Here is a 15,806-nt window from a genome sequence, read left to right as displayed (position 1 = left end):
TTCTTTCGCAGATAGAATACGAGAAAAGAGAGGTTTTAGATTATGAGTATAGGGATGATGCTCAGCATGATGGCACAGGGGATGATAAAGTCGTTTTGGATATTTGCATTCACACTGATTCTTTCTCTGCCACTTGGAATTATTGTGTCTTTCGGACGAATGTCAAAAAACGTGGTGATTCGCACGATTGTGAAAGTGTACATATCAATCATGAGAGGGACACCGTTGATCTTACAACTGATGTTTATTTATTTTGGAAGATATTACGTACTGAAGATGCAGATGACACCGGAGTGGATGAACACTGCAGTAATCCTTGGATTTGTGTTAAATTATGCCGCTTATTTTGCGGAAATTTATCGTGGCGGAATTGAATCTATGCCGATTGGACAGTATGAAGCGGCTGAGATTCTTGGATATACAAAAGTACAGACATTTGTGAAAATTATTTTTCCACAGGTGATGAAACGGATTTTGCCATCGATTACGAATGAGGTGATCACGTTAGTGAAAGATACATCCATTGCTTATGTATTGAGTGTGCAGGAGATGTTCACGGTGGCAAAGGCAATCTCGGCGTCTCAGGCAAGTGTGTCCCCGCTGATTATAGCGGCAGTATTTTACTATGTGTTTAACTTTATCGTGGCATTTGTGATGGAGCGCATTGAAAAGAAGATGGACTATTATCGTTAGGGGGAAGAACAGATGAATTTATTGGAGATGAATCATATCAGAAAAAGCTTTGGAGATTTGGAAGTGTTAAAAGATATCTCTTTGACAGTAAAAAAAGGAGAAGTCGTCGCAATCATAGGACCTTCCGGCTCGGGAAAATCCACGCTTCTCCGGTGTGCGACAATGCTTGAGACGATGGACTGTGGTGAGATGAGTTATATGGGAGAAAAAGCAGTTTCTATAGGAAATGATGGAAAATCAGTCTATGCAAAAGCCGATCAGCTGAAAAAAATCAAAAGTTATTTTGGGCTGGTGTTTCAAAACTTTAATCTGTTCCCGCACTATTCGGTGATGAAAAATATTACAGATGCACCGATTAAGGTACAGAAAAGAAAAAAGGAAGAAGTGTTTGCCAAGGCAAATGAGTTGCTTGCAAAAATGGGATTAGAAGGGCGAGGAGACGCTTATCCATATCAGTTATCCGGTGGGCAGCAGCAGAGAGTATCCATTGCGAGAGCGTTGGCGATGAATCCAAAGATTCTGTTTTTCGATGAACCGACTTCTGCGCTTGATCCGGAGCTGACAGGAGAGATTTTAAAGGTTATTCGCAACCTTGCGGCAGAACATATGACAATGGTAATTGTAACTCATGAGATGAATTTTGCAAAAAATGTTGCAGACAAGATCATTTTTATGGATAATGGATATATTGTGGAGCAAGGGACACCAGATGAGGTGTTTGGCTCGCAAAATACGAGGATGAAGGAATTTTTAGGAAAGTTATCAAATGAATCATAAATTACTATTGGATACGGCTGTACTGGCGGGAGAGATTATGCTGTGCAGCGGTGCGGAGACTTATCGGGTGGAAGATACGATGTATCATATTTTGAAGACCTCAAAGGCGGAGTCGATTGAGGCATTGGCACTGATGACAGGAATCATGGCAACGATTAACAGTCCGGATATGGAACAGCCGATGACAGTTATAAAGGCGGTCAATAACAGAACGACTAATCTGAATCATGTCATTCAGGTCAATGATATCTCACGAAGATATTGCGGCGGGGAACTTACATTGGAGGAGACCTACCAGGCTCTGAGAAAGATAGGCGGGATGCAGTATAATCGGACACTTTGCAATGCCGCACTGGTAGGAGTCGCAGCAGGATTTGCAATGATGTTTGGGGGAAGTTTTCTGGATGTCGCGGCGACTGCTGTGGTGGGTGTTCTTTTGGCTGCGATCATCACGCTTGGAGAGAAAGTGAAGATGAATGTGATTATCATCGATATTTTGTCTTCGATGGGAATTGCGATACTTGCAATTGCAATGAAAACATATGGAATGAAAGAGATCAACATGGATACTGTAATCATCAGTGCAATTATGCCGCTTGTTCCGGGGGTGGCGATTACGAATGCGATCCGTGATACCTTGCAGGGGGATTATCTTTCAGGAGGGGCACGTGTTTTGGAGGCATTTTTAAAAGCGGCATCGATAGCCCTTGGAGTGGGAATCGGTATGGCGTTATTTGGAGCAGTTGCGGGAAGGAGTTTCTTATGATTGTACGAGTATTAGGGGCGTTTATTGCAATTTTTACGTTTGCAGTTCTGCAGGAGACACCAAAAAAATATCTTGGCTGTGCGGGAATCGTAGGTGCAGTTGGCTGGCTGGCGTATCTTTTGAGCGAACATGCGGGAGCGGATACAGTTCTTGCGACCTTTATATCGGCGATGACGATTACCTTAATTTCCCACACCTTTGCAAGAATTTTTAAAGCACCGGTTACGGTGTTTTTGATTGCAGGTATTCTTCCGACGGTGCCGGGAGCAGGCATGTATCGGATTGTATATTATATTATTCAGGGAGATCGTGCAATGTCCAGCTATTATCTGACGAATACGCTGGAACTTGCAGGAGTGATTGCCATTGCAATCTTTATTATGGACACGTTATTTCGACTTTTTCAGAAAGGATGGAAACAAAATTCTTTGAAATATAGTATAAAAATGAATGAAAAGAAAAAGTGAAATTCATAAATACAATTAAAAATTACTAAAAAATAGGAAAAACACAAAAAAATGCAAGAAAGCATTGAAGAAAAATCAAAAATCGTATAGAATAGCAGATAGTATGAAAATAACAGGAGGTTTTGCAGATGACGGCGTACAAAGACTTAAGTAGAGATGAATTATTAGAAATGAAAAATGAATTGGAGACACGTTTTGAGGATGTGAAATCAAAAGGACTGAAATTAGATATGTCCAGAGGGAAACCATCCGCAGCGCAGCTTGATTTAGCGATGGGTATGATGGATGTTTTGAGAAGCGATTCTGATTTGAAATGCGAAGAAGGTGTGGATTGCAGAAACTATGGTGTGCTTGATGGAATCCGTGAAGCAAAACAGCTTCTTGCAGATATGATGGAAGTACCGATTGACAATATTGTTATTTTTGGTAATTCAAGTCTGAATATTATGTACGATACTGTGGCACGTTCTATGACACATGGCGTTATGGGCAGCACTCCTTGGTGCAAACTTGACAAGGTAAAATTTTTATGTCCGGTACCGGGATATGACAGGCATTTTGCGATCACAGAACATTTCGGAATTGAGATGGTCAATATCCCAATGCACGATGACGGACCGGATATGGATATGGTAGAACAGCTGGTAAACACAGATCCGGCAGTGAAGGGAATCTGGTGTGTACCGAAATATTCCAACCCGCAGGGGATTACATACTCTGACGAAACGGTGAGAAGATTTGCAAGATTAAAGCCAGCTGCCGAAGACTTCCGTATTTATTGGGATAATGCTTATGGAATCCACCATTTATATGAAGATAAACAAGATTCTTTGGTGGAGATTTTCATGGAGTGTAAAAAGGAAGGAAATCCGGATATGGTATACAAATTCTGTTCTACTTCAAAAGTAAGTTTTCCGGGTTCCGGAGTTGCAGCTATTGCGGCATCCACAGAGAATCTGGTTGCGATTAGAGAACAGATGCAGATACAGACAATCGGACACGATAAACTGAATCAGCTTCGTCATGCTCGCTACTATAAAGATATTCATGGAATGGTTCAGCATATGAAGAAGCATGCAGATATTTTAAGACCAAAATTTGAGACAGTTTTGAATGTGTTAGAAAAAGAATTGGGTGGTTTGGAAATCGGAAGCTGGATTCGCCCAAGAGGTGGCTATTTCATCTCGTTTGATGCGATGGAGGGCTGCGCGAAAGCAATCGTGGCGAAAGCGAAAGAGGCAGGCCTTGTAATGACCGGAGCGGGGGCAACATTCCCATATGGAAAAGACCCAAAAGACAGCAACATCCGTATTGCACCATCGTATCCGACACCGGAAGAACTTGCAGTTGCAGCAGATATTTTTGTACTCAGTGTAAAATTAGTAAGTATTGATAAATTATTAGAAGAGAAATCAGCATAGTAACACAAGCGTGACCGGATTTTGGGTCACGCTTTTCTATGCCGTAAAACGGGAGGAAAAGAAAAATGAAATTGTTGTATCAGTTTGGCGTGATTTTAGCGGTTACTTTTGTGGGGGAACTATTGTATGCTCTGCTCCCACTGCCTATTCCCGCAAGTATCTATGGACTTATAGTGATGCTTATTTGTCTTGGAACAAAAGTTGTGAAACTAAGTCAGGTGAAAATTGCCGCTGATTTTTTGATTGATATTATGCCGCCAATGTTTATTCCGGCGGCGGTTGGTTTGATTGTTGTTTGGGGGGATCTGAAAGAGATTTTGATTCCGGTTGTCGTGATCACCTGCCTGTCGACAGTGATTGTGATGGTGTGTACCGGAAAGGTGACACAGACATTGATTCGACGAAAACAAAAGACAGGAGAAATGAAAGATGAAAGAGTTATTAAATAATTCACTTTATTTTGGCGTGACAGTCAGCATTATAGGGTATGGAATTGGATTGTTTTTAAAAAGAAAATTTAAGTGGGGATTTTTAAATCCACTTTTACTTGCTATTATTTTTGTCATTATTGTATTACAGGTGTTTGGAATAGATTATGAAGTATATGATGAGACAGCAAAGTATTTGAGTTATCTGTTGACACCTGCAACGGTCTGTCTTGCAATTCCACTCTATCAGCAGATTGAGTTGTTGAAAAAAAATCTGACAGCAGTGGTATTAGGAATTGTAGCAGGAGTGTTCTCAAGTCTTGGAAGTGTATTTGGAATGGCATATCTGTTTGGACTCAGCCATAAGGAATATGTTACATTACTCCCAAAATCAATCACAACAGCAATCGGAATTGGGGTTTCGGAAGAACTCGGAGGGTTTACAACCATTACCGTAGCAGTGATCATCGTGACCGGAGTACTTGGAAATGTAATAGGAGAGCAGATTTGCAAAATGTTTCGGATACAGGAGCCTGTCGCAGTAGGTTTGGCGCTTGGTACGTCAGCACATGCGATAGGAACGACAAAAGCTTTGGAGCTTGGTGAAGTACAAGGAGCGATGAGCAGTCTTTCTATCGCAGTTGCGGGGCTGATCACGGTGGTCGGCGCATCGGTATTTGCAAATTTTATGTAGTATGATTGACAAGTGGACAAAGGGAATAGTATCATAGCATTACGATACAAAGGGGAGGCAGAGAAGATGTCTGAAGTGGAAGTGACACAGGTGGATCAGGAAGAATATCCTGAGATGCACAGAGTATTAGAACTTGCGTTAGAAGCAGGTCGTATTTTGTTGAGAAACGGAGCAGAGATTTTCCGTGTAGAAGAGACAATAGAACATATTTGCAAAAGATTTGGTGTGGAAGAAGTGGATTCCTTTGTGCTGAGTAATGGAATTTTTCTGACAGCATACAGCAAAGGAAAAGAGAACTTTGCTAAGGTGAAGCATGTGCCAATGGCAGGGATACACCTTGGGATTGTCACGGAAGTCAACGACTTGTCGAGAGAGATCTCAGCGGGAAGAGTTGGGATTGATGAAGCTTTCCGGCGTCTGGAAGAGATTGAGAAGCTCCCTCCTAAAAAAAGTTTGTACCTCGTTTTGGCGGCTGGGCTTGGCAGTGGTTCCTTTTGCTATCTGCTGAAAGCGAATATATGGGAGAGCTTAATTGCGTTTGTCATAGGGACACTTTTGTATGTCCTGGTGATTTTTGCACAGAAACACACGATGTCAAAGATTATCATTAATATCGTGGGTGGAGGATTCATTACGATACTGGCGTTGATCGCCTCGAATATTAATTTCCCTTTTGCGGTGAGTCTTGACAAGGTGATCATTGGTTCCATTCTGCCTTTAGTACCCGGAGTTGCGTTTACCAATGCGATTAGAGATATTGCCAACAGTGATTTTATTTCCGGAACGGTCAGAATGATCGATGCGCTGCTTGTGTTCGTATATATTGCAATCGGTGTAGGAACAGTGTTGTCCGCCTATAATAGTATTTTAGGAGGTATGGCATTATGATTGCAAATATATTGTGTTCGTTTTGGGGAACGGTCGCATTTTCTATTCTGTTCAACGTACATAAGCGATTTTATTTTTGCTGTGGATTGACCGGTATGGCTGGGTGGCTTTGCTACTGTGCGCTTGCACCGCTTGGGTCTGCGCCGATGGCATGCTTTGCGGGCACGATTGTTGTTGTGCTGTTGTCGCGGATTTTTGCTGTGTGGAAGAAATGTCCGATCACGGTATTCTTAGTATCCGGGATATTCCCGCTTGTACCAGGAGCCGGTGTCTATTATACAGCGTATTATTTTGTTACAGACAGTCTGAGGCTTGCATCTCAGAAAGGAATCGAGTCATTGAAGATGGCGTTTGCCATCGTGCTTGGAATTGTATTTGTGGTGTCAATTCCAAAACAATGGTTTCAAGTAAGTTACTGGAAGAATAAGAGAAAATAGAGTTGTAAATACACTGCAACTTGTTATATAATAAAATTTAGCGAAAGCAAAAGAGAATAGGAGTGTTAGAACATGAGTAAAGTAAGAACAAGATTTGCACCAAGTCCAACCGGAAGAATGCACGTCGGAAATCTGCGTACAGCGTTATATGCATATTTGATCGCAAAACATGAAGACGGCGATTTTCTTCTTCGTATCGAGGATACAGATCAGGAACGTTTTGTTGAGGGTGCACTTGAGATTATATACCGCACTTTGGAAAAGACAGGATTGATTCACGATGAAGGTCCTGACAAAGACGGCGGAGTCGGTCCATATGTGCAAAGTGAGAGACAACAGATGGGATTGTATCTGAAATATGCAAAACAGTTGATCGAGCAGGGAGATGCTTATTACTGTTTCTGCGACAAAGAAAGACTGGACTCTTTGAAAACTGAAGTGACAGAGGGCGGAGCCGAGATCGTAGTATATGACAAGCACTGTCTGCATCTGAGCAAAGAAGAGATCGAGACGAATTTAGCGGCAGGAAAGCCATATGTTATTCGTATTAATATGCCGACAGAAGGTACAACGACATTCCACGATGAGATTTACGGAGATATCACAGTTCCGAATGCGGAGTTGGATGACATGATTTTGATCAAATCAGATGGATATCCGACCTATAATTTTGCCAATGTAATCGATGATCATTTACAGGGAATCACACATGTAGTTCGCGGTAATGAATATTTGTCATCTGCGCCGAAGTACAATCGTCTGTATGAAGCGTTCGGCTGGGAAGTGCCGACTTATGTGCACTGTCCGCTGATCACAGATGAGACACACAAAAAACTGAGCAAGCGATGCGGACATTCTTCTTATGAGGATCTGATCGAACAGGGATTTTTGACAGAAGCAGTTGTGAATTACGTGGCATTACTTGGATGGAGTCCTACAGATAACAGAGAAATCTTCTCTTTGGAAGAATTGGTGAAAGCATTTGATTATCATCACATGAGTAAGTCGCCTGCAGTGTTTGACACAGTAAAATTAAAATGGATGAACGGCGAATATCTCAAAGCAATGGATTTTGAAAAATTCTATGAATTGGCAGAGCCATACATCAAAGAAGTGATCACAAAGGATTATGACCTGAAAAAAATTGCAGCGCTTGTGAAGACAAGAATCGAGATTTTCCCAGACATCAAAGAACATATTGATTTCTTTGAAGAACTTCCAGAGTATGATACTGCAATGTATACACACAAGAAGATGAAGACGAATGAGGAGACTTCTCTTGAGGTGTTAAAAGAGATTCTTCCTCTTTTTGAGGCGCAGGAATATTACAGCAATGATGCGCTGTATGCTGTGCTGAAAGGCTATGTAGAAGAAAAAGGATGCAAGAACGGTTACGCAATGTGGCCGGTGAGAACAGCTGTATCCGGAAAGCAGAATACACCTGGCGGTGCAACGGAGATTATGGAGATTCTGGGAAAAGAAGAGTCTTTAGCACGTATTCGCAAGGGAATTGAATTGTTAAGTAAATAGTGGGAGAGGGACGGGAATCTGCCCGTCCTTCACTTATCTGGAAAGGAGAAAACGTATGAGTTTGAATCCGTCTCAAGTTCAGGCAGTCGTCCACAAGGATGGTCCATGTATGGTTCTCGCAGGTCCCGGTTCTGGGAAAACACTCACAATCACGAAACGAATTGAATATCTGATTGGAAAACATCACGTGAGTCCGGAAGAGATTCTTGTGATTACATTTACAAAAGCGGCATCAGTTGAGATGAAAGAGCGTTTTGTGCGTTTGTGCGGACAGAAAGCAGGCCCTGTCACATTTGGAACGTTTCATGGTATTTATTATGGTATTTTAAAATGGGCATATAGGATGAATGCGTCCAATATTCTTTCCGAGGAACAAAAATACCAGCTGTTAAAACAGGTCATTGGCAGAATGGAGATTGATATTGATGATGAGAAAGATTTTTTGCAAGGGATTGCAGGGGAGATTGGAAATATCAAAAATAATCAGATTCCATTGGCGGAATATGAGTCTTTGAATTGTTCAGAAGAGGTTTTTCGGGAAATTTTCGAGCAGTATGAGAAAGAGCGGAAGCGGTTAAAGAAAATCGATTTTGATGATATGCTTGTGCTTGTCTATGAATTGTTCAAAAAGAGACCGGATATTTTGAGCATGTGGCAGAGAAAATTCCGATATATTTTAATTGATGAGTTTCAAGACATCAATCAGGTACAGTATGATGTGATTCGAATGCTGGCAGCGCCGGAAAACAACTTATTCATTGTTGGAGATGATGATCAGTCAATTTATCGATTCCGCGGCGCAAGACCGGATATCATGCTTGGATTTAAGAAAGATTACCCTGATACAAAGGAGATTTTGCTGGATGTGAATTATCGCTCTACAAAAGCGATTGTAAATGGGGCGGCACGGGTGATCCGGCACAATGTAAACCGTTATCCAAAGCAGATCATCACAACGAACGAGCAGGGAGAGACCGTTCACATTCAGGAGGTCAGACATCCGATTGAAGAAAGCAAGTATGTGGTCAGTCAGATTCAGGAGGCGAAAAAAAGAGGTATCCCGTCTTCAGAGATTGCGGTGTTGTTCCGCACAAATGTGGAGGCACGTGCATTGGCGGAGACATTTATGGAATACAACATGCCGTTTCGGATGAAAGAACGCATGCCGAATCTGTATGAACATTTTATTGCACAGGATTTGATCGCGTATTTGAAGATGGCGTTAGGAGACCGCTCACGAAAATCATTTTTGGCGATTATGAATCGTCCGAACCGCTATATCGGGCGGGACAGCGTGGAAGGAACCACGATTTCATTTGAGAGTTTGCGAAAATTCTATTGTGACAAAGATTGGATGCTCGACCGGATCGATCAGCTTGAGGTGGATTTTAGAATATTAAAAAATATGGCGCCGTACGGGGCAATCCAGTATATTCGGAAACATATCGGATACGATGAATTTTTAAAAGAATATGCGGCATTTCGAAAAATCAACATGGAAGATTTAAAAGAAGTACTGAGAGAGATTGAAGAACGGGCGAAAGCGTTTCGGACGATTGAAGAGTGGTTTACACATATTGAAGAATATTCAGAGGAATTAAAGAGGCAGTCGCAGCAAAAAGAGACAGATCCGGAGGCAATCACATTTATGACAATGCATGGATCGAAAGGATTGGAGTTTGATCTGGTATTTATTATCGGAGCGAATGAGACGATTACCCCATATAAAAAGGCAGAGACAAAAGAAGAAGTGGAAGAAGAGCGCAGGATGTTCTATGTGGCTATGACGAGAGCACGAAAGAAATTGATTATCTCTTATACAAAAGAACGTAATGGAAAGTCGATGGCACAGTCACGGTTTGTGGGGGAGCTGTTGACAAGAGGGTAAGGTCATTCAATTTCCTATGCAATAAAAAACAGGCAGCAACATTACGTCACTGCCAGTTTAAGGTTTGTTAGATTAGTCTTCTAATTCTTCAAAGTCTTGTTCGTCCAGCCATTCGTCGAAAGCATCGGCAGCCAACTCGTACTCATCGTCATCTTCGATGTTGTCTAAAGTTGGTTCGCCGTTTTCATCTTCTTCAAAACGATAGATGAATACGTCACCTTCCTCTGTGTCTTCTGCATCCTCTAATGGAAGTAATGCGATATACTGTCTGTCACCAGCTGAGAAAATCGTGAGAACTGCACATTCCAATACTTCGTCGTTATCCAGTGTCAATGTTACAGTAAGGTTTTCTTCGCCGCAGTTACAGTCTTCATGTCCGCAGCCACAATCATGATTATGTTCACTCATAGTTTTTATCTCCTTTTTTATTGATATACTAACTCTATCAGACTGTGGCAAGAATTGCAAGAGGGAAAACTATTGACATTATTAGAAAAAGGGCTAAAATAAAGGAATGGAATTCATAAGAAAACAGATTATGGAGGAAGCAGATGAAGAAAAGAAGAGTATTAGCATTAACGGCATTGCTGCTGGTCTGTGTATTTGGCATATCGGCATGTAAAAAAAATGTAGGGACACCGGAAGATAATCCACAGGTGAAAGAGGAAGTGGACGAAGAAGAGCAGGAAAAATATACATTTGGATTCAGTGGGATTACGATGGAGAATCCATATTTTATTACGCTTGAGTCGTCAATTCGTGAGGCGCTTGAAAAGGATGGACATACATTGATTACAGAAGATCCAAAGCAGGATCCAGATGTACAGATTGAGCAGATTAAAGATATGATCGATCAGGGAATTGATGCAATTTTTCTGACGCCGGTTGACTGGGAGACAATCACACCTGCACTGGAAGAATTGAAAGAGGCAGATGTGAAGATTATCAATGTGGATACACAGGTAAAAGAATTTGACTATGTGGATGCATATATTGGATCTGATAATAAGAATGCAGGATATTTATGTGGAAAAGACCTTGTTGAAAAACTTCCGGAAGGCGGAAAAGTATTGATATTGGAGTGCCCAACAATGAATTCTATCAATGAGCGCATTACGGGATTTGAGGAGGCAATTGCGGATAAAGGATTTGAGGTTGTCGGACGAAGTGATACAAAAGGAGATTTAAATACGGCACTGAGTGCGGCTGAGACACTTTTGAAGGAGCATCCGGATGTGTCTGCAATTATGTGCGGCAACGATCCGACAGCGCTTGGCGCACTTGTCGCAGCAAATGCGGCTCAATTGCAGAACGTCTATATCTATGGCGTGGATGGTTCGCCGGAGATTAAAAAAGAGTTGGAAAAGGAGAACTCTCTCATAGCGGCAACCGGAGGACAGTCTCCGATTGAGATTGGAAAAGAGTCTGCAAAAGTGGCGTTAAGTGTTCTGAACAAAGAGAAATATGCAAGAATTACATATGAAGAGACATTTTTGATCAATAAAGATAATCTCGAGATGTATGGTGTAGATGGCTGGCAGTAGGAAAAGAGAAGATTAGGAGATTGAATGCATGAGAGAAAAAAAGGGGCATCCATTGCCGCTTGGAGTGACAGAAAATAATGGGTATGTGAATTTTTCTGTAGCTGTAGAGCAAGGAAAACGCTGTTTTTTGTTGATATATGAGAAGGGGGCTAAGCTGCCTTGCCAAAGAATCGAGTTTTTAGAGAAAGACGCGGTGGGAGAAATTCGATTTCTTGCATTACAAAAAAGCACGATTGAGAATTGTGAGTATAACTATGAAATAGAAGGTAAGATTGTGACAGACCCTTATGTGAAAGAACTGGTATTACAGGAAGATGGCAGCGAACGAGGCAGAATCTCCATGGAAGCATATGATTGGGAAGAAGATACACCGCTTGAGATTCCCTATCATGAGGTGATTGCCTACAGTCTCCATGTTCGAGGATTTACAAAACACAGCAGTTCGAAAGTAAAAAAAAGAGGAACATTTGCGGGTGTGATGGAAAAGATTCAGTACCTCAAAGAATTGGGTGTGAATCAGATTCAGTGTATGCCGGTATATGACTTTTTGGATAATAAAAAATATACGAATTACTGGGGATATGGAGATGCCTATTGCTTTGCTCCAAAAAGAACTTATGCATCTCAAGAAAATACGGGGAAAGAACTTAAAGATATGGTGAAGGCATGCCATCGTGCGGGGATAGAAGTGGTTTTAAATCTTCCATTTTCGGAGCACATTATGCCGCAGATGATGGAGGAGTGCCTGCGCTATTATGTGCTGGAATATCATATTGACGGATTTATTTTAAATCCGGTGCTTGCTCCAATGGAAGCAATTTTGGCAGATCCACTTTTAAAGCGAACAAAAATCTTACAAAACAAAGAAGATTTTCAGATTACGATGAGACGTTTCCTGAAAGGAGACGAAGGGATGGTACCAGGAGTGATGTGGTGGCTGAAACAGCAGTCAAAGGAACAAAGAAGTTGTAATTATATTACGAGCCATAATGGATTCACTCTGGCAGATCTCGTGTCATATGATGGAAAACATAATGAGGCAAACGGCGAAAATAATCAGGACGGTCCGGATTACAATTACAGCTGGAACTGTGGTGCAGAAGGAGCGACTCGCAGAAAAGCTGTTTTGGAACTTCGGAAGAAACAGATGAGGAACGCATTCTTTCTGTTGCTGATGGCGCAGGGGACACCATGCCTGCTGGCAGGAGATGAGTTCGCAAATTCTCAAAAAGGAAATAATAATGTGTATTGTCAGGATAATGAGACAGCATGGCTGAATTGGAAGCAGCTTGAAAAAGAAAAAGAATTATTTGATTATGTGAGGAATCTGATCGTGCTGCGTAAGCGTCTGCCTATTTTGCACTCCGAAAAGCCTTTGCTTGGAAGAGATGAGATGAGCTGCGGGGTACCGGATGTCTCCTATCACGGAGAGAGTGCATGGCAGATCCCGCAAAATGTGGCGAGCAGACAGCTTGGCGTATATTATCACGGGGAAGGCGAGAGTGAAAGTGACTGCTTTATTGCATATAATATGCATTGGACAGAGCATAAATTTGCACTTCCTGCACTTTCGAAAGGGAAGAGATGGTATCGCGTTTTTTCGACGGAAGAAGAGTTGAAAGAAGAAATGCTTGTGGAAAATCAGAAAGAGACTGTTGTCAATGAGAGAACAATCATAATGTTTTTAGGAAGGTAGAAGATGGAAAGAATAGCAGAAAAGATAAAGATAGATTCTTTTACATTAAAGATGATAGCGATGCTGTCGATGCTGGCAGATCATATTGGAGCAGTTTTGTTTCCTGAGCAGATTTTATTTCGTGTGATTGGGCGACTGGCGTTTCCAATTTTTGCATATACATTGGTGGAAGGTTTCTTCTACACACATGATATCCAAAAATATATGTGCCGGATTGGTATTTTAGCATTAGTATCAGAGATTCCATTCGACCTTACTGCCAGTGGAAAGATTTTGGAATTCGGACACCAGAATATATTTTTTACGTTGTTTATCGGTCTTGTAATGATGTATTTTTTGATGAAATCATCAGGAAAATTTGAGATGGTGACCGTATCATTGGTATCGTTTTTAATTGCAGATTTACTGAGAACAGATTATGGTGGAATAGGAGTTCTGATGATATTATGTTTTTATCTGTTTCGGGATGATATGCTTTGGAAAACGATCAGTATCTTATTTGTTAATATTGCCTTGATGGGCGGAGTTCAAGTGTTTGGGGTACTGGCATTGATTCCGATCTATCTTTACAATGGCACACAGGGAAAGAAGATGAAGTGGCTTTTTTACGGATTTTATCCGGTGCATCTGCTTGCCTTGTTTTTAATAAAAATGATTTTGAGTTAGGTAAAAGGAGAAGCGAATGAAAGCGTGGCAGCATTTTTGTACAATTACACATCATAAAATTCTTGTTATGAAAGGATGCTTCCGAGTAGGGTTGTACAGACAGGGATTGATGCATGATTTGTCGAAATATGGATGGACAGAATTTCGTGTGGGGGCAAAGTACTATCAAGGGACGAGAAGTCCGAACAACGCCGAGCGTGAAAAGCTTGGCTATTCGTCTGCATGGCTTCATCATAAGGGGCGCAATAAGCATCACTATGAGTATTGGATTGACTATGGACTGGGCGAACAAAAAGGACTGATTGGGATGTGCATGCCCAAAAAGTATGTGGTTGAGATGTTTATTGATCGAATTGCGGCGTCCAAGATCTATATGAAGGAGATGTATGATGACGGTCAGCCACTTGCGTATTATCAGAGAGGGCTTCCATATACGATTTTACATAAAGATTCCAAGGCACTGTTGGAGACCCTGTTATATATGTTGGCTGAAAAGGGTGAGAATGCAACCTTTTCATATATAAAAAAAGAAGTTTTAAAACGATAAAAGAAGTTCCCGTGGGAACTTCTTTCAGACTGTAGACAAAGTTGGTGCTGGGAGTTATCCCCAGCACCACTTTTCTGTAAATGGGCATTGTTTTAATAAATGCATTAAAAAAATCAAAGATTCTTTCAAAATGCATTAAAAAAATCAAAGATTCTTTCATTTTGGATTCCCTGATTTCCAGAATCTTTGCCAGTTTTTTCAGATTCATACATGCAAATGTAAGCCCGGTTTTCATTTCCATCCGCGCTTTTCCCATATATTGAGTGTAACGGAAACCATGCTGTTCTTTCGCTGTTCCGAAAATCCGCTCAATCGTTTCTTTTCGTTGTTGATAAATTTGTTTATTTCCTATCGTATGCCGAATATCTTCTGCTTTTTCCATATACTCTTCCCATACATGACGGGTAATCAGTTTTACATGATCTTTGCTTTCTGTACATTGATGCAAGTGTGTACAGGTACTGCAGAATAATCCACAACTCTTATATTCTCGATATCCTTCTCGGTTTGTTGTGCTATATTTTAAAACCTGATTCTCTGGACAGATATAGCAGTCATAATACTCATCATAGACATATTCATATTTCTTGAAAAAACCTTCTTTTGTCATAGGACGTTTGTAAGGAAAAAGAGGTTTGATTTCGTCTTCTAATAATAGATGTGCAATCGCAGCTGTTTTATAACCAGCATCCATTATGACCATATCTGGATCGAAGTTTTTTATTTTCTCATATAATAACGGAAATGTCCGACTGTCATGTTCATTTCCAGGATGAACGGTATATCCTAAAATCCAACCGTGCTTATCACAGGCTGTTTCTACGGCATATGCAAAAACGTGTTTATGTTCCCCTTTACGAAACCAACCACTTTCCGGATCACTCGTGCTGCATTTTTGTGTTTTTGCTCCTTCCGGAATTGGAGATACTGATTCATTTGCAAGGTTTCCTCCACCTCCTGCTGTTGGTGGTGGAGAATCATTTTTATCTTTCTCTTTTAAAGGCTTTTTCCCATGTGCAACCCGGTCTTTCTGAATTTCTTCTTTTAATTCCTGTTCGTACCACAAAGCCTGCTCATGTGCAACACGTTTTCTCATCTTTTTACTGTTTGCACAGGCTTTGACATGCGTAGAATCCACAAAAATCTGTTCTGTATTCACTAACCTAAATTTCATGCATTCCTCTAAAATCTTTGAAAAAATCTGCTCAAAAAGATCTGTATCTTTAAAACGACGTGTATAGTTCTTTCCAAACGTAGAAAAATGTGGTACGGGATCCAACATATCCAATCCAAGAAACCATCGATATGCAACATTTACTTCAATTTCTTTGATTGTTTGCCGCATACTTTTTATGCCATAAAGG

General features: G+C 41.0%; 16 protein-coding genes and 1 pseudogene. 15 read left to right on the top strand and 2 right to left on the bottom strand.

Annotated features, from left to right (window positions below; translation table 11 throughout):
* Positions 1-42: 42 nt before the first annotated feature.
* The 11 genes from ACTQXY_RS09070 to ACTQXY_RS09020 all read left to right on the top strand — a co-directional run bounded on the left by ACTQXY_RS09070 (position 43) and on the right by ACTQXY_RS09020 (position 9,989).
* Positions 43-693, top strand: coding sequence for an amino acid ABC transporter permease (locus tag ACTQXY_RS09070; RefSeq protein WP_441659189.1), 651 nt, complete (start codon positions 43-45; stop codon positions 691-693).
* A gap of 12 nt (positions 694-705) precedes the next feature.
* Positions 706-1,470, top strand: a complete 765-nt coding sequence (locus ACTQXY_RS09065; RefSeq protein ID WP_441659188.1) for an ATP-binding cassette domain-containing protein — start codon at positions 706-708, stop codon at positions 1,468-1,470.
* A complete protein-coding gene (locus tag ACTQXY_RS09060) occupies positions 1,460-2,236 on the top strand; it encodes a threonine/serine exporter family protein (RefSeq protein ID WP_441659187.1) in 777 nt (258 codons plus the stop codon). Before ACTQXY_RS09065 ends, ACTQXY_RS09060 begins: the two co-directional genes overlap by 11 nt.
* On the top strand, positions 2,233-2,703 hold the full coding sequence (locus tag ACTQXY_RS09055; RefSeq protein ID WP_004613940.1) for a threonine/serine exporter family protein: 471 nt from the start codon (positions 2,233-2,235) through the stop codon (positions 2,701-2,703). The genes ACTQXY_RS09060 and ACTQXY_RS09055 overlap by 4 nt, the downstream gene beginning before the upstream one ends.
* A 128-nt stretch (positions 2,704-2,831) precedes the next feature.
* A complete protein-coding gene (locus ACTQXY_RS09050) occupies positions 2,832-4,124 on the top strand; it encodes an aspartate aminotransferase type Ic (RefSeq protein WP_441659186.1) in 1,293 nt (430 codons plus the stop codon).
* A 65-nt stretch (positions 4,125-4,189) separates the two neighbouring features.
* The gene (locus tag ACTQXY_RS09045) at positions 4,190-4,573 is read left to right on the top strand and encodes a CidA/LrgA family protein (RefSeq protein ID WP_004613938.1); all 384 of its coding nucleotides are present in this window, start codon (positions 4,190-4,192) and stop codon (positions 4,571-4,573) included.
* A complete protein-coding gene (locus ACTQXY_RS09040; RefSeq protein ID WP_441659185.1) occupies positions 4,554-5,246 on the top strand; it encodes an LrgB family protein in 693 nt (230 codons plus the stop codon). The genes ACTQXY_RS09045 and ACTQXY_RS09040 overlap by 20 nt, the downstream gene beginning before the upstream one ends.
* A gap of 66 nt (positions 5,247-5,312) precedes the next feature.
* Positions 5,313-6,134 carry a threonine/serine exporter family protein gene (locus ACTQXY_RS09035; RefSeq protein ID WP_441659184.1) on the top strand — a complete coding sequence of 274 codons (822 nt, stop codon included), beginning with the start codon at positions 5,313-5,315 and terminating at the stop codon, positions 6,132-6,134.
* A complete protein-coding gene (locus ACTQXY_RS09030) occupies positions 6,131-6,571 on the top strand; it encodes a threonine/serine exporter family protein (RefSeq protein WP_441659183.1) in 441 nt (146 codons plus the stop codon). The genes ACTQXY_RS09035 and ACTQXY_RS09030 overlap by 4 nt, the downstream gene beginning before the upstream one ends.
* Before the next feature lie 72 nt (positions 6,572-6,643).
* The gene (gltX, locus tag ACTQXY_RS09025) at positions 6,644-8,101 is read left to right on the top strand and encodes a glutamate--tRNA ligase (protein WP_441659182.1); all 1,458 of its coding nucleotides are present in this window, start codon (positions 6,644-6,646) and stop codon (positions 8,099-8,101) included.
* Positions 8,102-8,156: 55 nt separating this feature from the next.
* Complete coding sequence (locus tag ACTQXY_RS09020; protein ID WP_441659181.1) at positions 8,157-9,989, top strand: UvrD-helicase domain-containing protein; 1,833 nt, start codon at positions 8,157-8,159, stop codon at positions 9,987-9,989.
* A 72-nt stretch (positions 9,990-10,061) separates the two neighbouring features.
* Here ACTQXY_RS09020 and ACTQXY_RS09015 read toward each other — a convergent pair whose 3' ends face one another.
* Positions 10,062-10,397, bottom strand: coding sequence for a DUF1292 domain-containing protein (locus ACTQXY_RS09015; protein ID WP_441659180.1), 336 nt, complete (start codon positions 10,395-10,397; stop codon positions 10,062-10,064).
* Positions 10,398-10,540: 143 nt separating this feature from the next.
* On the opposite strand from ACTQXY_RS09015, the gene ACTQXY_RS09010 reads away from it, so the two are divergent.
* Genes ACTQXY_RS09010 through ACTQXY_RS08995 form a run of 4 tightly spaced genes read left to right on the top strand, consistent with a single transcriptional unit; the run spans position 10,541 to position 14,442 of the window.
* Complete coding sequence (locus ACTQXY_RS09010; protein ID WP_441659179.1) at positions 10,541-11,533, top strand: substrate-binding domain-containing protein; 993 nt, start codon at positions 10,541-10,543, stop codon at positions 11,531-11,533.
* A gap of 28 nt (positions 11,534-11,561) precedes the next feature.
* Complete coding sequence (locus ACTQXY_RS09005; RefSeq protein ID WP_441659178.1) at positions 11,562-13,229, top strand: alpha-amylase family glycosyl hydrolase; 1,668 nt, start codon at positions 11,562-11,564, stop codon at positions 13,227-13,229.
* 3 nt (positions 13,230-13,232) lie between these two features.
* A complete protein-coding gene (locus ACTQXY_RS09000) occupies positions 13,233-13,895 on the top strand; it encodes a TraX family protein (RefSeq protein WP_441659177.1) in 663 nt (220 codons plus the stop codon).
* A 16-nt stretch (positions 13,896-13,911) separates the two neighbouring features.
* Positions 13,912-14,442, top strand: a complete 531-nt coding sequence (locus ACTQXY_RS08995; RefSeq protein ID WP_004613928.1) for a DUF5662 family protein — start codon at positions 13,912-13,914, stop codon at positions 14,440-14,442.
* A 181-nt stretch (positions 14,443-14,623) separates the two neighbouring features.
* Here ACTQXY_RS08995 and ACTQXY_RS08990 read toward each other — a convergent pair.
* Positions 14,624-15,806, bottom strand: a pseudogene (locus ACTQXY_RS08990) (IS1182 family transposase); the annotation flags it as partial.

Origin of the sequence: Faecalimonas sp. LCP19S3_D12 (genome assembly GCF_052121495.1) — a bacterium.
Lineage (GTDB): Bacteria > Bacillota > Clostridia > Lachnospirales > Lachnospiraceae > Faecalimonas.
This window is presented reverse-complemented; position numbering and strand designations above follow the sequence as displayed.